This window comes from Streptomyces sp. AC555_RSS877 (genome assembly GCF_019049245.1).
In the GTDB taxonomy this organism is placed as follows: Bacteria; Actinomycetota; Actinomycetes; order Streptomycetales; family Streptomycetaceae; genus Streptomyces.
The window spans coordinates 151,298-169,584 of record NZ_JAGMUK010000059.1; the positions used below are offsets into that span (position 1 = coordinate 151,298).

Genomic DNA, 18,287 nt, shown 5'->3' on the forward strand with positions numbered 1-18,287 from the left:
CGTGCCCGACCGGCCCCCTCAGCCCGCCTTCGCCTCCCCGCCCCCGCCCCCGTACAGCACCCGCGTCAGCGCCTCGTACGTCACACCGTGATCGGCGAGGACCTCCGCGGGTACTCCGGGGCGGGCGGTCAGGGCCAGCAGGATGTGTTCGTCGCCGACGTGGCGGTCCCGGCGGGCGACGGCGATGCGGAGAGACCTCTCAAGGACCTCCTTGGCATCCCGCCCGAAGGTCCGGCGCCCCGACCACCAGCCCTTGTCCTTGCGGTCGCCGGACATCGCGCCGACGCCGTGCACCTCCTCCACCCGGGCGACGATCTCCGAGACGTCGATGCCCAGTCCCGCCAGGGCATCGGTCTCGGCCTGGGTGAGGCCCGCACGCCGCCGCGCCTCGGTCAGGGCCCGCCGCACGGACTCCTTGCGCTCGGCGAGCCCGAGTGCGGCGAGCCCGAAGGAGGCGCGGGAGGCCTCCCGGTCCAGCAGCGCGAGCAGCACATGCTCCGCCCCCACGGACCCCACGCCCGCCCCCTCCGCGTGCTCGACCGCCCCTCGCACCACGTCCCGGGCGTCCTTCGTGAACCGCTCCAACATCAATGCCTCCCGTACTTCTTGTGCACGGCCTGCCTGCTCACACCGAGTTCCGCGGCGATCTCCTGCCACGACCAGCCCTGATTGCGCGCGCTGCGGACCTGTACGGCCTCCAGCTGCTCCAAGAGCCTGCGCAGCGCGGCGACGGCCCTGAGGCCGACCCGGGGGTCCCGGTCGCCCGCGCGCTCGGCGAGATCCGTTGCTTCGGTCATAGCTGTCAACTTAGATTGACAGACGCTCGCCTGTCAACCACAGTTGACGCATGAGACACGACGGCGGCCGGCCCGGAACCCGGACCGGCCGCCAGAAAACGAGAGACCGCTAGCCGTTCGTGAGGACGATCTTTCCGAACTGGTCCCCGGACGCCAGCCGCTCGAAGCCCTCGCGGGCCCGGTCGAGCGGGAACGTCTCGTCGATGACGGGACGTACGCCGGTGGCGGCGCAGAAGGAGAGCAGGTCCTCCAGTTCGTCCTTGGTGCCCATCGTGGAGCCGACGACCTTGAGCTCCAGGAAGAAGATCCGGGTCAGCTCGGCGTGCGAGGGACGGTCGCCGCTCGTCGCACCGGAGATCACGAGCGTTCCACCGGGCCGCAGGGACTTCACCGAGTGCGACCAGGTGGCCGCGCCGACGGTCTCGATCACGGCGTCGACCCGCTGCGGCAGCCGCGCACCCGGCTCCACCGCCTCCACGGCCCCGAGCTCGACGGCCCGCTTCCGCTTCGCCTCGTCCCGGCTGGTCGCGAAAACCCGAAGCCCCGCGGCCTTCCCGAGCACGATCGCGGCCGTGGCGACACCGCCGCCGGCACCCTGCACGAGGACGGAGTCACCGGGACGCACACCGGCGTTCGTGAACAGCATCCGGTACGCCGTCAGCCATGCCGTGGGCAGACAGGCGGCCTCCTCGAAGGAGAGCTCCTTGGGCTTGGGCAGCAGGTTCCACGTCGGTACGGCGACCTGCTCGGCGAAGGTGCCCTGGTAGCGCTCGGTGAGGATGGAGCGGGGCTCCTTCGGGCCGACGCCGTGGCCGGTCTGGCCGATGACGGAGTGCAGGACGACCTCGTTGCCGTCCTGGTCGACACCGGCGGCGTCACAGCCGAGGATCATCGGCAGCTTGTCCTCCGCGAGGCCCACGCCGCGCAGGGACCAGAGGTCGTGATGGTTGAGGGAGGCGGCCCTGACGTCGACGACGCTCCAGCCGGCACGTGGGTCGGGGGCCGGGCGCTCCCCCGACTCCAGGCCGGAGAGCGGCTGGTCGCGGTCGATTCGGGCGGCGTAGACAGCGAACATGACCTTGACGATAGGTGCGGAGACTGGTCCCACGGAACCGTTCAGCCCTGTGACACACACCCTCTTGTCAACCCCCCAACCCCCTGCGGACGCCCCGAGGGCGACGCCCCCAGACACGGACCGATGCCCACCCGCCACCCGACTCGGTCGGTCGGCCGAGAGGCGGGCCTCGCCCGGCCGTCACCGCCCTAGCAAGGCGCGCGCTCCCGCACCCGCGTACGGCGGCAAGGGGCCGTGTCGGGGGGTGTCCGCCCGCAGCGGTTGGCGCGTCAACGCCGGCACCTCGATGGCCAACCGATTCCGCGCCGTTCCGAGGACGGACACCCCCCGACACGGCCCCGACCCCCACGAAACACAAGGCGCAAGGCGCAAGGCGCACCCCACCACCCCGAAGCCACCCGAACAGCCGGGCGCCCGGGTAAAAAAATGACCCCGCCCAAACGGGCGGGGCCATCACAAGCCTCAGCGCCGAGCCACACCCTCCGCCCGCGCCGCCGCCGCCACCGCGGCCGTCACCGCAGGCGCCACCCGCTCGTCGAACGGCGACGGGATCACGTAGTCCGCGGCAAGGTCGTCACCGACCACCGAGGCCAGCGCCTCAGCGGCCGCGATCTTCATCCCCTCGGTGATCCGGGACGCCCGCACCTGCAGCGCCCCCGCGAAGATCCCGGGGAACGCCAGCACGTTGTTGATCTGGTTCGGGAAGTCCGACCGCCCGGTGGCCACGACGGCCGCGTACTTGTGCGCGACGTCGGGGTGGACCTCCGGGTTCGGGTTGGCCATGGCGAAGACAAAAGCACCCTCGGCCATGGAAGCCACCGCCGGCTCCGGCACCGTACCGCCGGAAACCCCGATGAAGACGTCGGCGCCTTCCAGCGCGGCCTCCAGCGACCCGCTGATGCCCGCCTTGTTCGTGAAGCCGGCGAGCTCCCGCTTGACCGAGGTCAGATCGTCACGGTCACCCGACACGATCCCCTTGCGGTCCGCGACCGCCACGTCCCCGATACCGGCCTCGACCAGCATCTTCGCGATGGCGACACCGGCCGCGCCGGCCCCCGAGATGACGGCCCGCAGCTCGCCGATCCCACGACCGGTCAGCTTCGCCGCGTTCCTGAGCGCCGCCAGCGTCACGACCGCCGTACCGTGCTGGTCGTCGTGGAACACCGGGATGTCCAGCTGCTCCTGGAGCTTGCGCTCGATCTCGAAGCACCGCGGCGCCGAGATGTCCTCCAGGTTGATCCCGCCGAACGACGGCGAGAGCCGGACCACGGTCTCGACGATCTCGTCCACGCCCGTGCAGTTCAGAGCGATCGGCACCGCGTCCACACCGCCGAACTGCTTGAACAGGATCGCCTTGCCCTCCATCACCGGGAGGGAGGCCTCGGGACCGATGTCACCGAGTCCGAGCACCGCCGTACCGTCCGTCACAACGGCGACGACAGACGACTTCCACGTGTAGTCATGGACGAGATCGGGCTGCTCGGCGATCGCGCTGCACACTTTCGCGACGCCGGGCGTGTACGCGAGGGACAGGTCGTCCTTGTCGCGGACCGGCACGGTGGCCTGCACGGCCATCTTGCCGCCGCGGTGCAGCGCGAACGCCGGATCGAAGGAATCGAGGGGCTCGGCCCCGCCTTCCTGGTCCGTACTGCTGTCGCTGCGAGGATTGACGATCTCCGCTGCCACTTTGTCTTACCCCTTAGGTCTTCATGGTTTGAGGGTGGCCACTCCTGGTTGAGAAGTGGGCGGGCACCGCGCACGGCCCTGATGGTCTGCGCCCGCACGGGGTACGTACGGGCCATGCGCGACGGGCGCGCCGCACACGCGCCCTGAGCCCCGGATGAGGGGTGTAAAGAACCTTCTTACCGGACGGGCCGCCCGCCGACGAGTCCAATACGTGCAAGGTCACATGGCAGAACGAGATCATCCCGTTGCCGGTGACATGAATCATGGGACATACCGGCCCAAGGTCTCAAGATCGGCTTGACGGGCGCTCGAGCGGCGCTCGACCCCCGCCGACCTGCATCGGACCGATGTCCGCATCCCGAGATGTGCCAAAGATCCTGCGGCCGGAGGGGTTCATTCCCGTAGATGGTGCGGCGGGATGTACTGACCTGGTGTGATTCGGGGGTCGCCCGTTATCCGATTTTGACATGGGTGCGCCCCTGATTGCCTCCGTCCGAATGGCAAGATGCCGTCATCACACGAGGTCGCGACACTCGAAGACGTGTGCTCTCGTCGACCCAGGACCAATGGCATCTGCCGAACCCATCAGCAGTTGTCCGCCCCAACGGCAACTCCACCCATCCGCCGGAGGAACCCAAAATGACCGCACGCTCCACCCGTCGTACGACCGCCGCGCACTCCCGGCTAGCAGCGGTCGGTGCGATCGCGGTCGCAGGCGCTCTGCTGCTCACCGGCTGCGGTGACCAGACCGAAAACAGCGGCTCGGACAGCACCGACACCACCTCGGCGAGCGCGGCCCCGCTGGCCGACAAGCTCCCGAAGGCGATCCGTGACGCGGGCGTCATCAAGGTCGGTTCCGACATCGCCTACGCGCCGGTCGAGTTCAAGGACAGCGCCGGCAAGACCGTCGGCATCGACCCCGACCTGGCCGCCGCCATGGGCAAGCAGCTCGGCGTGACGTTCGCGTTCGAGAACGGCACGTTCGACACGCTGATCACGGGTCTGCGCTCCGACCGCTACGACATCGCCATGTCCGCGATGACCGACACCAAGGACCGCCAGGAGGGTGTCGACTCGGACACCGGCAAGAAGGTCGGCGAGGGCGTCGACTTCGTGGACTACTTCACGGCCGGTGTGTCGATCTACACCAAGAAGGGCGACGACCAGGGCATCAAGACCTGGTCCGACCTGTGCGGCAAGAAGATCGTGGTGCAGCGCGGCACGGTCTCCGAGGACCTCGCCAAGGCCGAGGCGAAGAAGTGCACCGGCGGCAAGACGATCTCCATCCAGGCCTTCGACAACGACCAGCAGGCCCAGACCCGCCTGCGCGCGGGCGGCGCCGACGCCGGTTCCTCCGACTTCCCCGTCGCCGCGTACGCCGTGAAGACCTCCGGTGGCGGCAACGACTTCCAGCTGGTCGGCGAGCAGGTCGAGGCCGCCCCGTACGGCATCGCGGTCGACAAGGGCAACACCCAGCTGCGGGACGCCCTGAAGGCCGCGCTGGACGCGATCATCGCGAACGGCGAGTACGAGAAGATCATCACGAAGTGGGGCGTCGCCGACGGCGCCGTCAAGGAAGCCACCATCAACGGCGGCAAGTGACCGCGCGGTCTGCGGCCACTGAAAGGCAACACCCGTGACTGTTGACATCGACAAGACGAGCGGGCCGGCGGACACCCCGCCGGCCGGCCCGCAGGCCATCAAGGCCATCCCGGTCCGGCACTACGGGCGGTACGTGTCCGCCGTGGTCGCCCTCGCCGTGCTGGCCGGCATCGTCTACGCGTTCTCCCAGGGCAGGATCAACTGGGGCGCGATCCCGGACTACTTCTTCAACGACCGCATCCTCGGCGGCGTGGGCAAGACGCTCCTGCTCACGGTGCTGTGCATGCTGATCGGCGTCGTCGGCGGCATCCTGCTGGCGGTGATGCGCCTGTCGAAGAACCCGGTCACCTCGTCCATCGCGTGGTTCTACATCTGGTTCTTCCGCGGCACCCCGGTCCTGGTCCAGCTGATCGTCTGGTTCAACCTGGGCCTGGTCTTCGAGTACATCAACCTCGGGCCGTTCTACAAGAACGAGTGGTCGGACTTCATGACCCCGTTCCTGACGGCGCTGCTGGGCCTCGGCCTCAACGAGGCGGCGTACATGGCGGAGATCTGCCGTGCCGGTCTGCTCTCGGTCGACGAGGGCCAGACCGAGGCGTCGCACGCGCTGGGCATGAGCCACGGCAAGACGCTGCGCCGGATCGTCGTCCCGCAGGCGATGCGCGTGATCGTGCCGCCCACGGGCAACGAGGTCATCAACATGCTGAAGACGACCTCGCTGGTGTCCGTGGTCCAGTACTCGGAGCTGCTCCGCGTCGCCCAGGACATCGGCCAGACCTCCGGCGCCCCGGCCGAGATGCTGTTCCTCGCCGCGGCCTGGTACCTGGTGCTGACGTCGATCTTCAGCGTCGGCCAGTACTACCTGGAGCGGTACTACGCCCGCGGTTCCAGCCGCAGCCTGCCGGCCACGCCGTTCCAGAAGATCAGGGCGAACCTGCTCTCCCTGTCGAGCCGTTCGAAGTCGGCGGGAGGTACCGCATGACCGCCATGGTGAAGGCCGAGGGCGTCCACAAGTCCTTCGGTCTGGTCGAGGTCCTCAAGGGCATCGACCTGGAAGTGAGGTCCGGCGAGGTCTTCTGCCTCATCGGCCCCTCCGGATCCGGCAAGTCGACCTTCCTCAGGTGCATCAACCACCTGGAGAAGATCAACGCCGGTCGCCTGTACGTCGACGGCGACCTGGTCGGCTACCGCCAGAAGGGCGACAAGCTGTACGAGCTGAAGGACAGCGAGGTCGCGGTCAAGCGCCGGGACATCGGCATGGTCTTCCAGCGCTTCAACCTGTTCCCGCACATGACGGCCGTCGAGAACATCATGGAGGCGCCGGTCCAGGTCAGGGGCGTGAGCCGGGCCCAGGCCCGGGAGCGCGCGCAGCAGCTGCTGGACCGTGTCGGTCTGGCCGACAAGGCCGGCAGCTACCCCTCGCAGCTCTCCGGCGGCCAGCAGCAGCGCGTGGCGATCGCCCGTGCGCTGGCGATGGACCCGAAGCTGATGCTCTTCGACGAGCCGACCTCGGCCCTGGACCCGGAGCTGGTCGGTGACGTCCTCGACGTCATGCGCGACCTCGCCGAGTCCGGCATGACGATGATCGTCGTCACCCACGAGATGGGCTTCGCCCGGGAGGTCGGCGACAGCCTGGTCTTCATGGACGACGGCGTGGTGGTCGAGTCCGGCAACCCGCGGGACGTCCTGGCGAACCCGCAGCACGAGCGGACGCAGTCGTTCCTGTCCAAGGTGCTGTAGCGGCCGGAAACAAGAGGGGCGGTACGGAGATCTCCGTACCGCCCCTTTCCGTATGCTCCGGCGCTACGCCGAGGTCCGTTACCTCAACGCGAGCAGCAGCGTGTCCGACGGTGAGCACCACACCGGACGCGCCTCCCCGAAGCCCTTCTCCCGCAGCACGCGCGCGTGCCATGCGGCGGACGGCATGTCGCCGTCGGCGTGGTCGCCGTAGATCTCGAAGCGCCGGGCGGTGGGACCGGCGAGAACGGGGTCCTTGGCGGCGAGCTGCCACCACTCGGACCAGTCGAGGGCGCCGTCGGTCCTGGCCTGTTCCATGGCCGTGTGCCGCTGCGCGCGCTCGGCCGCGTTGATCCGGGGCGTCGTGTCGTCGATCATGTGGTCCGCGTTCATGAAGACACCGCCGTCGCGGACGAGTTCCGCGACCTGACCGTAGAGGGCCGCGAGGGGGTCGCTGTGCAGCCAGTGCAGGGCCGTGGCGGTCAGGACGGCGTCGTACGCGTCGTACGGCAGCCTGGCGGGCCAGTCGGGGTCCTTGAGGTCGGCGGTGACGAAGGTGACCCGCTCGTCGTCCGCGAAGGTGCCCTCGGCGATGGCGAGGAGCGCGGGGTCGAGGTCGACGCCGGTGCTGGTGGCCTGTGGGAACCGGGCGAGGAGCCTGGCCGTGATACTTCCCGTGCCGCACGCGAGGTCCAGGACGCGCGGGGCGGGGCCGACGAGGGCCTCGACCATGTCGAGCATGATCCGGAAGCGTTCCTCCCGGTCGGGCATGTACCACTCCTGCTGTCGGTCCCAGCTCTGCTGCCAGGCCTGCCAGTCGGTACCGGCAGTGGTGGTGTCCGTGTCCGCCATCGAGCCCCTCCGTCGCGTACGTGACGTAATACCCTGGATGCACGACCGGCTGTTACCCGACCGCACCACGACCATAGAACGCCTCCGTAAGGACTACAAGTGGAACTGGCCTATTACTCGGATTACGCCGTACGCCTCGTCAACAGCGAGGAACCGGCCCGGGGCAAGGACGCGCTGACCTCGGTCGAGGCAATCCACGGCCTCTTCGGCGGCAACGAGGGGGTGGCCCGGCGTGCCACGGACGCGGACGTCACCCGTTTCCGGGGCGTACGGGCACGGCTCCGGGCGGTCTTCGAGGCTGCGGACACGGGCAACGAGACCCTGGCGGTGGACCTGCTGAACTCGCTGCTGCTGGAGTTCCCGGTGAGCCCGCAGATCTCCGGCCACGACTACCGGGACGACGAGGGCCGCCCGCTGTGGCACATGCACCTGGCGGACCACCCGTCGAACGCGACCGCCGGCTACGCGGCCATCGCCGCGATGGGCCTCGCCTTCCATCTCACCGAGTACGGCGTCGACCGCCTCGGCCTGTGCGAGGCGACCCCCTGCCGCAACGCCTATCTCGACACGTCCACGAACCGTTCTCGGCGCTACTGCTCCGACCGCTGCGCGACCCGCGCCAACGTGGCGGCCTACCGCGCCCGCAAGCGCCTGGAGGCCGACCGGTCGGAGAAGACGGGCCTCGCGGCTGAGAGCGCCCAGCGCACCGCGGCGAACGGCGAACGCTGATCCGGCTTGCGCGGCCGGTAGCGGAAACGGACCTTGCCGAGCACCAGCTCGTCGGGGACGGTCCCGTAGTCGGTGCTGTCGCCGCCGGCGTACGCGTTGTCGCCGAGCACCCACCAGCCGCCCTCACGCCGCTGCGCGGCCCGCTTGACGACGAGCAGGTCCTGCTGGAACGGATGACGCAGGACGACCACGTCGCCCGGCCTGATCCGGGCACCCCACTGGACGACGAGCTGATCCCCGTGGCTGAGCGTGGGCACCATGGACGGCCCGGTCACCTCGGCCAGCCCAAACGGCAGTACGGCACCCCCGCGTTCGGTCTCCTGCGACAGCTCCGGCATCCCCGGCACCTCCCCGGTCCGTTCCTCCACCAGTCTCAGTCTGACCCCGGACTTTTGTCCTAAGCCCATGGGGGCACTCGCGAAATCGGTTCTCTCGGGGAGTAATGTCGCACCTGAGAAGACGATCACGAGGAAGGAATGCGCATGCTTTCCCGCCTGTTTGCCCCCAAGGTCAAGGTCAGCGCCCACTGCGACCTGCCCTGCGGCGTGTACGACCCGGCCCAGGCCCGCATCGAGGCGGAGTCGGTCAAGGCTGTCCAGGAAAAGATGGCCGGCAACGACGACCCGCACTTCCAGGCCCGCGCCACCGTCATCAAGGAGCAGCGAGCCGAGCTCGCGAAGCACCACGTCTCCGTGCTGTGGAGCGACTACTTCAAGCCCCCGCACTTCGAGAAGTACCCGGAGCTGCACCAGCTGGTCAACGACACCCTGAAGGCCCTCTCGGCCGCCAAGGGTTCGACCGACCCGGCGACGGGCCAGAAGGCCCTGGACTACATCGCCCAGATCGACAAGATCTTCTGGGAGACCAAGAAGGCCTGATCTTTGATCATGCTGACTGACCTGCGGTTTCTTCGATCGCCTGGTCTTCCTGTCCGCACCCGGTCCGCAGACCGCCGACAACGGCGTCTCTGACGGGCCGGGTGCGGTCTTCTTTTGCCCGGCGGGCGCAGCTCCACCCGCCCTTCCGGCAACGGCAGTTGCGGGCCGACGACGAACTGTTTCAGGAAATGCCCGTGGTGCGGCCGGTGCGTGAGGACCGGGTCCGTCGGGAGGCGGCGAGGTGGAACAGCGGCCACGGGGCGGCGAAGGCCAGGGCGCAGAGCGCGAGGGTGATGCCGCCGCCCGACATCACCACCACCCGGACGATCCAGGCGGTCACGGCCGCCAGGATGAGGGCGACGCCCCACAGGACGGCTCTGACTCCCAGCCGGGCAACTCCGAGCCCACCCGATACAACGGGGTTCTGCTCTCTTTTGTAAGGTTTTGCCACATTTTGATCATACTGACCCATCGTCAGGTTGTGATCCCCCACGAAGTGACCGTGGTCACATCGACACAGAGGCGCACACGAGCGCACGCACTCCACCACAACCCGCCCTACCGTAAGCCCAGTTGACGGATCCCGCCGCCGCGTTGTCTCCCTCCCGAAATTTTCGGTCGGGCGCCGGGTCTCCCCCGCCTACGATCGCCGCATGAGCATCCGCTGGACGTACGCCTTCATCGACCGGCCCGCCCAGGGCCTCGACCGGGCCCAGGAGTTCTGGACGGCCGTCACCGACACGCGGCTGTCCGAACCCCGGGGTGAGCAGGGCGAGTTCGCGACTCTCGTGCCGACGGGCAGGGCCGACGCCTGCGTGAAGATCCAGGGCGTCGCGGAGGGCGCCGGCGGCGCGCATCTCGACTTCGCCGTGGACGACGTGGCCGGGTTCGTGGAGTCGGCGATGGGATGCGGGGCGGCCGTGGCGGCCGGGCACGAGGGGTGGGCCGTACTGCGGTCGCCCGCGGGGCAGCTGTTCTGTGCCGTCGCGTGGCACGGGGAGTCGGTGCGGCCGCCGGTGGTGCGGGGCAGCCGGCTCGACCAGGTGTGTGTCGACGTCCCGCCGTCCGCGTACGACGCCGAGGTCGCCTTCTGGGGCGCGCTGCTGCCGGACTGGCAGTCCCGGCCCGGCTCGCTCCCCGAGTTCCACGTGGTCGAGCCGCCGCCCGGGCAGCCGGTCCGCGTCCTGCTCCAGCGCCTCGACGAGGAGCGGCCCCTGACCGCCCACCTGGACCTGGCCTGCGCGGACATCGCGGCGACGGCTGCCGAGCACGAGCGGCTCGGGGCGAAACCCGCCTTTCGCGGCCGCCACTGGACGGTCATGCGCGACCCGGCGGGCGGCACGTACTGCCTGACGGGCCGCGATCCGGAGACGGGCGGACTGGCGGCGCGGCCCTAGCTGTTGCGCCACACCTCCACGTCGACCACGGCCTCCACCGGGATGGGCCCGTACACGTGCGGGAACTCCTCGGCGCCGGGCTCCGGTGCCTCGTACTTCAGCTCCGCGTCGAGCCGCTCGGGGTCGACGACGAGGACCACCAGGTCGTCGGGGCCGTCGTAGGTGCCGTACAGAAGAGCGGCCACCCGCGGGAGTTGGGCACGCGTCGAGCAGTGGATGAAGCCCTCCTCCCGGAGGGTGCGGCCGCGGGTCGAGAGCTCGTACGTGCCCCGCGCGCGGGCCGCTTCCCACAGGGAGCGCTCGGTGAGGTGAAGGACGGGCGTCGAGGTGGTCATGGAACGACGTTACGGCCTCAGACGGGCCGCCCGAGCCCGCAGATAGCGCTGCTCCGGCAGGCTCAGGGTCTTGGCGGCGGCCGACTCGTAGGCGGCGCGGGCGTCGTCGTACGAGCCGGCGCGCTCGAGAAGGTGGCCCCGGACCGCGTCCAGACGATGACCCGTGCGCAACTCGTCCTCCAGTGCGTCCAGTTCGGCGAGTCCGGCATGCGCGCCCCGGACCATGGCGACGGCGATCGCACGGCCCAGCCGTTCGACGGGACCGGGGACGAGGCGCACGAGGACGTCGTAGAGGCCCAGAATCTCCCGCCAGTCGGTCGCCTGAGCGGTCGGCGCCTCGTCGTGCACCGCGGCGATGGCGGCCCGGACCTGGTAGGGCCCGGCGGGGCCGCGGCTCAGCGCGTGGGTGACCAGGGCGACGCCCTCCTCGATCGCGGCCTTGTCCCAGCGGTCACGGTCCTGTTCGTCGAGGGGGACCAGCTCGCCGTGCGGCCCGGTGCGGGCGTCACGGCGGGCGTCGGTGAGCAGCATCAGGGCCAGCAGACCGGCCGTCTCGCCGTCGTCGGGGAGCAGGCGGTGGACCGTGCGGGTCAGGCGGATCGCCTCGGCGGCGAGGTCGCGCCGCTGAAGGGCGGGCCCGGAGGTCGCCGTATAACCCTCGTTGAAGATCAGGTAGAGGGTCTGCAGGACCGCGGGCAGCCGCTCGACCCAGTTGTCCGGCCGCCCGAAGCGCACGCCTCGCACCTTCAGCTTGGCGCGGCTGATGCGCTGGGCCATGGTGGCCTCCGGGACCAGGTACGCGCGGGCGATCTCGGCCGTCGTGAGGCCGCCGACCGCGCGCAGGGTCAGCGCGATCTGCGCGGGCGGCGGCAGATCCGGGTGGCAGCACAGGAAGAGAAGGGAGAGGGTGTCGTCCTCCCGGGGCGCCCGGTCCCGGTCCCCGTCCCCGGTGACGAACGCGTCGCGGGGGGCCAGCGCCGCCGCCCGTTCCTCCCGTGCCCGCCGCGCCTGCTCCGCCCGCAGGGCGTCGGTCAGCCGCCGCGAGGCCACCTTGATGAGCCATCCGCGCGGGTTGTCCGGCACTCCCTCCGCGGGCCACTGCCCGGCCGCCGCGAAAAGCGCCTCCTGTACAGCGTCCTCGGCGGCGTCGAAATGGCCGTACCGCCTGACCAGCGCGCCGAGGACCTGCGGCGCGTGGCGGCGCAGCAGGTCCTCGGTCTCGCGGTCGGCTCGCACGGGCGGGTCAGCAGAGGTCCCCGGCGCCGTCCATGATGGGCCGGATCACCACCGGGTAGTTCGGTGCCCCGTCGGGCTGGGGGCAGCGGGTGACGCGGTCGGCGATCTCCGTGACCCGCTCCAGGCTCGCGCACTCCAGGACCCAGTAGCCGGCCATCAGCTCCTTGGTCTCGCTGTACGGGCCGTCGGTGATCACGGCCTTGCCGTCGTCGCCGAGTGTGACCGTGCGGGCCCGCGCGGGCTCGGCCAGGCCCTGTCCGTCGACGAGCTCGCCGGTCTCGGAGAGGTCGTCGTTGATCGCGGCCATGTAGGCGTACATCGCCTCGAGCTGCTGCGCGTTCCAGGCCGGGGACTCCGGGGATCCCTTGCCGCTCATCGCCTCGTAGTCCGCCTGCGTGCCCTGCACCATGACCAGGTACTTCATGAGTCCACTCCTTCACGTCTTCGGCGTCTGCGCCTCGGGCCACCCGTGGTGGGCGGCTCTCACAGGGGACGTCGGAGCCGGTCGGGGGTTCTCGACAACTCGGCTCGACTTTTCCTTCTCCGGCCGGCTCGGCTCAGGGCTTCTTCGTGATGACGGTGTCCGTGGCGGGGATGCGGGGCTTGTGCTTCTCGTCGGCGGCGTCCGTGGCCTTGTCGACGTACGCCTCGCACTTCGGGTTGCGGCACGGGCCGGGAACCCATACCGGAACCCACGCGCCCAGCGTCTTGTGGCGCCGGACGACTGTATCGACGGGCTGTCCGCAGGCGGGACAGGCATGTGCGTCGCTGTCCATGCCCTCAGAGTAGGGCGAGCGAGGCGTCAGCGCTTCCTGTTGTACGTCCGCACGAGCGCCCCGTTCTTGAAGGTGCGCACCGCGTCGAGCTCGAAGTCGGTGACCGTGACGCCGGACCCGAACATCGGCATCCCGGCGCCCAGGACGACCGGGTACGTCTTGATGACCAGTTCGTCGATCTCGTCGAGCAGTTCGCCCGCGAGCACCGAGCCGCCGCACAGGTAGATGCCAAGTCTGCCGTCCTCCGCCTTGAGTTCGCGCACCTTGGCGACCAGGTCCTCCGCGACGATCTCGACGTGCGGGTCTGGCGACTCCTTCAGGGTGCGCGAGGCGACGTACTCGCGCAGGTGGGCGTACGGGCTGGTGAGGCCGTCCTTCAGCGCGATGTCGTAGCTGGCACGGCCCTGGATGATCGTGTCGAACTTCTGGTTCGGCCGGTCGTCGATGCCGATGGCCCGGCGGATGGGGGTCGGGACGGTCTCCGGATACTCGGCGCTGACGAACTCGACGAACTCCTCGTCCGCGAAGCGGTACATGGTCGTCGCGTCGCCGCCCGGGTCTCCGATGAACCCGTCGACGGAGCAGGCGATGTAGTACGTGAGCTTTCGCAAGCCGGTCTCTTTTCGTAGGCTGCCGTGAACCACTTCATTTGAAGTACTTCAGTTGTAGTACTTCTCTTGTAGTGGTTGCAAGCGGATTTCGCGTACGAGATCAAGTGGGAGAGGGCATTCCGTATGGCCAGTAACCCGGAGCGCCGGGCCGCGCTCGTGGACGCGGGTGTCGAGGTGCTCGCACGCGAGGGGGCGCGCGGGCTGACGTTCCGCGCGGTGGACACGGAGGCCGCCGTGCCGGTGGGCACGGCCTCCAACTACTTCACCGGACGCGACGACCTGCTGCGGCAGATCGACGTCCGGTTGCACGAGCGGCTCGCGCCCGACCCCGAGAAACTCGCCGACCTGATGACGCGACCGAAGGACCGCCTGCTGGTCGCCGCCTTCATGCACGACCTGATGACCCGCGCGACCCGTGACCGCACCGGCTATCTGGCCCTCCTGGAGATGCGTCTCGAAGCCACCCGCCGTCCCGAACTGCGCGCATCCTTCACCGAGTCGGTGCGCGGCGACCTGGAGTACGGCATGCGGTTCCACCGCGAGGCCGGGCTCCCCGGCGACGACGAGACCGTCGCCGTGCTCTACCTCGCGATGCTCGGACTGCTCCTGGAGCACCTCACCCTGCCGGACGTCCTGGACGGCGTACTGCCCGGCGCGAGCGTGCCGGAGGGCCTGGTCGAGCGGATCGTGGCGACGGTGGTGCCGGAGGGGTAGACCGGCGGGCTTGGAAGGCGGGTCAGGGGGTGGGAGGGGGCAGGCCGGGCTGGCTGGAAGCCCGGGGAGCGGCCAGCGGACCAGCGAGGGCAGGCCACGAGGGGTGGGACGGCTGTCGAACAGAGGCAGGCCGACGGGCCGAGGGGTGAGTCGGCGGGCCGGAGCGGGTGGGCGGGAAGCGCGGACAGCGGACCGAGGCGGGTGGGCAGCGGCCGCGGTCAGGTGCGCGGCTCGCGCCACATCGGCCACATCTGCGGGCCTTCCGGCAGGTCGAGGGGGCGGTCGGCGAGTTCGAAGCCGAGGCGCTCGTACAGCTTGCGGCTGCGGACGCTGCTTGCCTCCAGGTAGGCGGGCAGACCGTCGCGGTCGCAGCTGTCGAGAACCGGGGCGATGAGCGCCGTGCCGAGGCCCTCGCCCTGGCGCTCGGGAGCCACGCCGATCATCCACAGGTAGGCGTGGGCACGGTCCGAGGGGTGGATGTCGGCGGTGAGCCGGCCGATGAGTTCGACGCGTTCGTTCCCGGGGTCGACGGCGGCGCGCACTTGGGCCGGGCCGTCGTCCTCACCGGTGTCCTGACCGTGGCTGTCCGCCGCCGGTACGGACAGCCACAGCGCGCAGGCCGCGCCGTCCTCGGTGATGTCGACGCGCCCCTCGCCGAACACGATGTCGGTGAACGCGGCCATCAACCTGTGGTGCGTCGTACGGCGGTACTCGTCACCGGGGAACACCCAGCGGCTGACCGGATCGTCCTGGAAGGCCGCGTCCAGCAGCCGGACGACCAGCTCACGGTCGCCTGCGCTCGCCGTCCGGATCTCCATGCCCATGTCCCCGCCCCTTCGCGTCAACGGACCTTGATCGTAAGGCCGTTGCGCTGGGCGGGTGGGCATGAACGCGCCATCGGCACGTACGAACCGGCGAGGCCCGCACACCGTGGGGATGTGCGGGACCCGACCGACCGGAGCCGCCGGCAGCCGCGCGGGGTCAGGACCGCGCGGCCCCGGCGGCTCCGGGGTCCTGGTGACGGTGCGACGGCGTTCGATGCCGGTCGACGGGTCTGGTGACGCGGTCCCGACGACCTCAGTTGCTGCGCCGCGTCACGAACTCCGCCAGCGCCAGCAACCCGCCCGCCGCCTCCGGGTCGGACACCGCGCGGGCCAGCTCCTGCATGGCACGGGCCATCCGGTCGGCGGCCTGGACCTGCGCCCAGTCACGCCCGCCCGCCCGCTCCACGGCGAGAACCGTCCGCTCCAGGTCGCCTTCCTGGAACGGAACGCCGTACAGCTCGGCCAGTTCTCCGGCCGCCGGTGTGCCCGAGGTGAGCGCGGCGACCACCGGCAGCGACTTCTTACGGGCGACGAGGTCCGCGCCGGCCGGCTTGCCGGTGCTGCGCGGGTCGCCCCATATGCCGATCACGTCGTCGATGAGCTGGAAGGCGAGCCCCGCCTCACGGCCGAACGCGTCCAGCGCCTCGACGTCCTCCTCCGCCGCACCCGCGTACAGCGCGCCCAACGCGCAGGCGCACCCGAGCAGCGCGCCCGTCTTGGCCTCGGCCATGGCGAGCACTTCGTCGAGGGTGACCTCGCCCGGCCCTCGCAGCTCCATGGCCGTGTCCGCGTGCTGCCCGGCGCACAGCTCGACGACGCAGTCCGCGAGTCGGGCGGCGGCCCGCGCGGACGCCGGATGCGGATCTTCTGCCAGCAGCCGCAGGGCGAGTGCCTGGAGAGTGTCCCCGGCGAGGATCGCGTCGGCGTCGCCGAACACGGTCCACGCGGTGGGCCGGTGCCGCCGGGTGGCGTCCCGGTCCATCACGTCGTCGTGCAGCAGTGTGAAGTTGTGGACCAGTTCCACCGCGGCGGCCGCCCGCACGGCCGCCGTCCGCGCCCCCGGTCCGCCGAGCGCGGCGGCCGCGGTGAGGACGAGTGCGGGACGTATCGCCTTGCCGGCATTGCCCGCCGCCGGAGTGCCGTCCGCGTGCTCCCAGCCGAAGTGGTAGAGCGCGACGCGGCGCATGGAGCCGGGCAGCGACTCAAGGGCGGCCCGCAGCGCGGGGTCGACCGAGGTCCGGGCCCGCTCCAGGATCGCCCCCGCCTCCTGCCCGTCGAGCGGACGGGCCCCGGTGGGGTGTGGGCCGGCGCTCTGCTTGGTGTCCGTCATGAACTCGGCCATGGGGTCCCCCTCGGAGAGCGGTGGCGCTTCCGCTGTGGCTGGGCGCATACGACCGGGGTGTACCCGCCCCGAAGGGCGGGGACACGGCGTTCAGGTGCGCGGACGTCAACTCCAGCGGCCGATCTCGACGTTCTCCAGGACGCCGAGCGCGTCCGGCACCAGGACCGCGGCCGAGTAGTAGGCCGTCACCAGGTACTTGATGATCGCCTGCTCATTGATGCCCATGAAGCGCACGGACAGGCTGGGCTCGATCTCGTCCGGGATGCCGGCCTGCTGGAGGCCGATGACGCCCTGCTCGGCCTCGCCGGTACGCATGGCGATGATCGAGGTCGTACGGGCCTCGGTGACCGGGATCTTGTTGCACGGGTAGATCGGCACCCCGCGCCAGGTGGGGATCCGGTTGCCGGCCACCTCGATGGTCTCCGGGACCAGTCCGCGCTTGTTGAGCTCACGCCCGATCGCCGCGATCGCGCGCGGGTGGGCGAGCAGCAGCTTGGTGCCGCGCCGCCTGCTGAGCAGCTCGTCCAGGTCGTCGGGGCTGGGCACGCCGTCGTGCGGCTGGAGGCGCTGGTCGTACTCGCAGTTGTGCAGCAGCCCGAACTGGCGGTTGTTGACGAGCTCGTGCTCCTGGCGTTCCTTCAACGCCTCGACCGTCAGCCGGATCTGCTGCTCGGTCTGGTTCATCGGCTGGTTGTAGAGGTCGGCCACGCGCGAGTGGATGCGCAGGACGGTCTGGGCGATGCTCAGTTCGTACTCGCGGGGCCTGGCCTCGTAGTCGACGAAGGTGTGCGGGATGTCCGGCTCGCCGTCGTGACCCGCCGCGAGGTCGATCTCCTTCTCGCCGAACTTGTTGGTGCGCTGCGAGGGGATCGCCCGCTGCTCCTGGAGGTGTCCGCTCAGGGACTCGGAGCGCTCCGCGACCTGCTCGACATGCTGACGGGGCAGCACGAGCACCGTGCAGGCGGTGACCGCCCGGGCCGTGTACTCCCAGATGGAGTCCGGGTCGAGGAGTCCCTGGTCGCCGAAGTAGGCGCCGTCGGCGAGGACTCCGAGGACCGCGTCGTCGCCGTACGGGCCGGTGCCGACCTTCTCCACCCTGCCGTGCGCCAGCAGGAAGACCTCGTCCGCCTGGCTTCCGAACTCGGCGATCACATCCCCGGGGTTGAACTCGCGCTGCTCGCAGCGCCGGGCGAGCTCGGTGAGCACGTCCTCGTCCTCGTACGACCGCAGTGCGGGCAGTTCGCGAAACTCGTCGGGGATCACCTCGACGCGGTCCCCGGTCTTCACGAACGTGACCCGGCCGTCCCCCACGGCGTAGGTCAGTCGCCGGTTCACCCGGTATGTTCCGCCCTGCACATTGACCCAGGGCAGAGTGCGCAGCAGCCAGCGGGAGCTGATCTCCTGCATTTGTGGTGCGGACTTGGTGGTGGTGGCCAGGTTCCGCGCGGCCGCCGTGCCGAGGCTCTGCTGCGGCCTGTCCTGCTCGGTGCGGACCTCTTCGCCTACCGACATAAGGAATTGCCCTCCCGGTTTGCGCGGCGCTGATCTGCGCCCCGCATCGATCTGCACGCACAAGCCTTCCACCACGGATCGTGCCGGTGCTATTACACGAAAGAGCGGGAATGGATCACCGATCCACTGGGCACATGGGGGGATCCTGTCCAGTGCCTCGCTTCGACGGCCGTTTCACGCCAGC

22 protein-coding genes are annotated in these 18,287 nt (G+C 70.1%); 7 read left to right on the top strand and 15 right to left on the bottom strand.

The window, feature by feature from the left end; translation table 11 throughout:
- Positions 1-18: 18 nt before the first annotated feature.
- The 4 genes from KUM49_RS26235 to KUM49_RS26250 all read right to left on the bottom strand — a co-directional run bounded on the left by KUM49_RS26235 (position 19) and on the right by KUM49_RS26250 (position 3,558).
- Entirely contained in the window at positions 19-588 is a 570-nt protein-coding gene (locus KUM49_RS26235) for a Clp protease N-terminal domain-containing protein (protein WP_217239410.1), read from the bottom strand.
- The gene (locus KUM49_RS26240) at positions 588-797 is read right to left on the bottom strand and encodes a helix-turn-helix domain-containing protein (RefSeq protein ID WP_016437953.1); all 210 of its coding nucleotides are present in this window, start codon (positions 795-797) and stop codon (positions 588-590) included. The genes KUM49_RS26235 and KUM49_RS26240 overlap by 1 nt, the downstream gene beginning before the upstream one ends.
- Before the next feature lie 109 nt (positions 798-906).
- Entirely contained in the window at positions 907-1,872 is a 966-nt protein-coding gene (locus tag KUM49_RS26245; RefSeq protein WP_217239411.1) for a zinc-binding dehydrogenase, read from the bottom strand.
- Between the two features lie 462 nt (positions 1,873-2,334).
- Positions 2,335-3,558 (bottom strand): NADP-dependent malic enzyme, encoded by a 1,224-nt coding sequence (locus KUM49_RS26250; protein WP_217239412.1) that lies wholly within the window; start codon positions 3,556-3,558, stop codon positions 2,335-2,337.
- 639 nt (positions 3,559-4,197) lie between these two features.
- Here KUM49_RS26250 and KUM49_RS26255 point away from each other — a divergent pair.
- The 3 genes from KUM49_RS26255 to KUM49_RS26265 are packed head-to-tail and all read left to right on the top strand — an operon-like array spanning position 4,198 to position 6,900.
- Positions 4,198-5,160, top strand: coding sequence for an ABC transporter substrate-binding protein (locus KUM49_RS26255; RefSeq protein ID WP_217239413.1), 963 nt, complete (start codon positions 4,198-4,200; stop codon positions 5,158-5,160).
- A gap of 34 nt (positions 5,161-5,194) precedes the next feature.
- Positions 5,195-6,142 carry an amino acid ABC transporter permease gene (locus KUM49_RS26260; RefSeq protein ID WP_217239414.1) on the top strand — a complete coding sequence of 316 codons (948 nt, stop codon included), beginning with the start codon at positions 5,195-5,197 and terminating at the stop codon, positions 6,140-6,142.
- Positions 6,139-6,900 (top strand): amino acid ABC transporter ATP-binding protein, encoded by a 762-nt coding sequence (locus KUM49_RS26265; protein ID WP_302185481.1) that lies wholly within the window; start codon positions 6,139-6,141, stop codon positions 6,898-6,900. The genes KUM49_RS26260 and KUM49_RS26265 overlap by 4 nt, the downstream gene beginning before the upstream one ends.
- A gap of 78 nt (positions 6,901-6,978) precedes the next feature.
- Here the strand turns inward: KUM49_RS26265 and KUM49_RS26270 are convergent, their stop codons facing one another.
- The gene (locus tag KUM49_RS26270; protein ID WP_217239415.1) at positions 6,979-7,749 is read right to left on the bottom strand and encodes a trans-aconitate 2-methyltransferase; all 771 of its coding nucleotides are present in this window, start codon (positions 7,747-7,749) and stop codon (positions 6,979-6,981) included.
- A gap of 99 nt (positions 7,750-7,848) precedes the next feature.
- Here KUM49_RS26270 and KUM49_RS26275 point away from each other — a divergent pair, with 99 nt between their 5' ends.
- Positions 7,849-8,478, top strand: coding sequence for an ABATE domain-containing protein (locus KUM49_RS26275; RefSeq protein WP_217239416.1), 630 nt, complete (start codon positions 7,849-7,851; stop codon positions 8,476-8,478).
- Here KUM49_RS26275 and sodX read toward each other — a convergent pair.
- Positions 8,382-8,816, bottom strand: a complete 435-nt coding sequence (gene sodX / locus KUM49_RS26280; protein WP_217239513.1) for a nickel-type superoxide dismutase maturation protease — start codon at positions 8,814-8,816, stop codon at positions 8,382-8,384. The two genes, KUM49_RS26275 and sodX, sit on opposite strands and share 97 nt — an antisense overlap.
- A 144-nt stretch (positions 8,817-8,960) precedes the next feature.
- On the opposite strand from sodX, the gene sodN reads away from it, so the two are divergent.
- Complete coding sequence (gene sodN / locus KUM49_RS26285) at positions 8,961-9,356, top strand: superoxide dismutase, Ni (protein WP_003992892.1); 396 nt, start codon at positions 8,961-8,963, stop codon at positions 9,354-9,356.
- A 181-nt stretch (positions 9,357-9,537) separates the two neighbouring features.
- Here sodN and KUM49_RS26290 read toward each other — a convergent pair whose 3' ends face one another.
- Complete coding sequence (locus KUM49_RS26290) at positions 9,538-9,696, bottom strand: hypothetical protein (protein WP_217239417.1); 159 nt, start codon at positions 9,694-9,696, stop codon at positions 9,538-9,540.
- Between the two features lie 313 nt (positions 9,697-10,009).
- On the opposite strand from KUM49_RS26290, the gene KUM49_RS26295 reads away from it, so the two are divergent.
- On the top strand, positions 10,010-10,753 hold the full coding sequence (locus tag KUM49_RS26295) for a VOC family protein (RefSeq protein ID WP_217239418.1): 744 nt from the start codon (positions 10,010-10,012) through the stop codon (positions 10,751-10,753).
- Here KUM49_RS26295 and KUM49_RS48615 read toward each other — a convergent pair.
- From KUM49_RS48615 to KUM49_RS26315, 5 genes are all read right to left on the bottom strand, one after another.
- Positions 10,750-11,088, bottom strand: a complete 339-nt coding sequence (locus KUM49_RS48615) for a DUF952 domain-containing protein (protein ID WP_254401788.1) — start codon at positions 11,086-11,088, stop codon at positions 10,750-10,752. The two genes, KUM49_RS26295 and KUM49_RS48615, sit on opposite strands and share 4 nt — an antisense overlap.
- Before the next feature lie 9 nt (positions 11,089-11,097).
- The gene (locus tag KUM49_RS26300; protein WP_308406752.1) at positions 11,098-12,324 is read right to left on the bottom strand and encodes a sigma-70 family RNA polymerase sigma factor; all 1,227 of its coding nucleotides are present in this window, start codon (positions 12,322-12,324) and stop codon (positions 11,098-11,100) included.
- A 7-nt stretch (positions 12,325-12,331) separates the two neighbouring features.
- Entirely contained in the window at positions 12,332-12,748 is a 417-nt protein-coding gene (locus KUM49_RS26305) for a YciI family protein (protein WP_217239419.1), read from the bottom strand.
- A 133-nt stretch (positions 12,749-12,881) separates the two neighbouring features.
- A complete protein-coding gene (locus KUM49_RS26310; protein ID WP_217239420.1) occupies positions 12,882-13,100 on the bottom strand; it encodes a hypothetical protein in 219 nt (72 codons plus the stop codon).
- A 26-nt stretch (positions 13,101-13,126) separates the two neighbouring features.
- The gene (locus KUM49_RS26315; protein ID WP_217239421.1) at positions 13,127-13,711 is read right to left on the bottom strand and encodes a dihydrofolate reductase family protein; all 585 of its coding nucleotides are present in this window, start codon (positions 13,709-13,711) and stop codon (positions 13,127-13,129) included.
- Between the two features lie 123 nt (positions 13,712-13,834).
- On the opposite strand from KUM49_RS26315, the gene KUM49_RS26320 reads away from it, so the two are divergent.
- Positions 13,835-14,425, top strand: a complete 591-nt coding sequence (locus KUM49_RS26320) for a TetR/AcrR family transcriptional regulator (RefSeq protein WP_217239422.1) — start codon at positions 13,835-13,837, stop codon at positions 14,423-14,425.
- Positions 14,426-14,643: 218 nt separating this feature from the next.
- Here KUM49_RS26320 and KUM49_RS26325 read toward each other — a convergent pair whose 3' ends face one another.
- The 3 genes from KUM49_RS26325 to KUM49_RS26335 all read right to left on the bottom strand — a co-directional run bounded on the left by KUM49_RS26325 (position 14,644) and on the right by KUM49_RS26335 (position 18,103).
- Positions 14,644-15,249, bottom strand: a complete 606-nt coding sequence (locus KUM49_RS26325) for an N-acetyltransferase (RefSeq protein ID WP_217239423.1) — start codon at positions 15,247-15,249, stop codon at positions 14,644-14,646.
- Between the two features lie 253 nt (positions 15,250-15,502).
- A complete protein-coding gene (locus tag KUM49_RS26330) occupies positions 15,503-16,591 on the bottom strand; it encodes a family 2 encapsulin nanocompartment cargo protein polyprenyl transferase (RefSeq protein WP_217239424.1) in 1,089 nt (362 codons plus the stop codon).
- Positions 16,592-16,696: 105 nt separating this feature from the next.
- A complete protein-coding gene (locus KUM49_RS26335) occupies positions 16,697-18,103 on the bottom strand; it encodes a family 2B encapsulin nanocompartment shell protein (RefSeq protein WP_217239425.1) in 1,407 nt (468 codons plus the stop codon).
- Between the last annotated feature and the right edge of the window lie 184 nt (positions 18,104-18,287).

Coding starts and splice junctions, on each gene's coding strand:
- KUM49_RS26240 (WP_016437953.1), bottom strand. CDS start 797: ATGACCGAAGCAACGGATCTCGCCGAGCGCGCGGGCGACCGGGACCCC.
- KUM49_RS26255 (WP_217239413.1), top strand. CDS start 4,198: ATGACCGCACGCTCCACCCGTCGTACGACCGCCGCGCACTCCCGGCTA.
- KUM49_RS26330 (WP_217239424.1), bottom strand. CDS start 16,591: ATGGCCGAGTTCATGACGGACACCAAGCAGAGCGCCGGCCCACACCCC.
- KUM49_RS26295 (WP_217239418.1), top strand. CDS start 10,010: ATGAGCATCCGCTGGACGTACGCCTTCATCGACCGGCCCGCCCAGGGC.
- sodN (WP_003992892.1), top strand. CDS start 8,961: ATGCTTTCCCGCCTGTTTGCCCCCAAGGTCAAGGTCAGCGCCCACTGC.
- sodX (WP_217239513.1), bottom strand. CDS start 8,816: ATGCCGGAGCTGTCGCAGGAGACCGAACGCGGGGGTGCCGTACTGCCG.
- KUM49_RS26270 (WP_217239415.1), bottom strand. CDS start 7,749: ATGGCGGACACGGACACCACCACTGCCGGTACCGACTGGCAGGCCTGG.
- KUM49_RS48615 (WP_254401788.1), bottom strand. CDS start 11,088: ATGACCACCTCGACGCCCGTCCTTCACCTCACCGAGCGCTCCCTGTGG.
- KUM49_RS26235 (WP_217239410.1), bottom strand. CDS start 588: ATGTTGGAGCGGTTCACGAAGGACGCCCGGGACGTGGTGCGAGGGGCG.
- KUM49_RS26310 (WP_217239420.1), bottom strand. CDS start 13,100: ATGGACAGCGACGCACATGCCTGTCCCGCCTGCGGACAGCCCGTCGAT.
- KUM49_RS26325 (WP_217239423.1), bottom strand. CDS start 15,249: ATGGGCATGGAGATCCGGACGGCGAGCGCAGGCGACCGTGAGCTGGTC.
- KUM49_RS26245 (WP_217239411.1), bottom strand. CDS start 1,872: ATGTTCGCTGTCTACGCCGCCCGAATCGACCGCGACCAGCCGCTCTCC.
- KUM49_RS26335 (WP_217239425.1), bottom strand. CDS start 18,103: ATGTCGGTAGGCGAAGAGGTCCGCACCGAGCAGGACAGGCCGCAGCAG.
- KUM49_RS26305 (WP_217239419.1), bottom strand. CDS start 12,748: ATGAAGTACCTGGTCATGGTGCAGGGCACGCAGGCGGACTACGAGGCG.
- KUM49_RS26320 (WP_217239422.1), top strand. CDS start 13,835: ATGGCCAGTAACCCGGAGCGCCGGGCCGCGCTCGTGGACGCGGGTGTC.
- KUM49_RS26265 (WP_302185481.1), top strand. CDS start 6,139: ATGACCGCCATGGTGAAGGCCGAGGGCGTCCACAAGTCCTTCGGTCTG.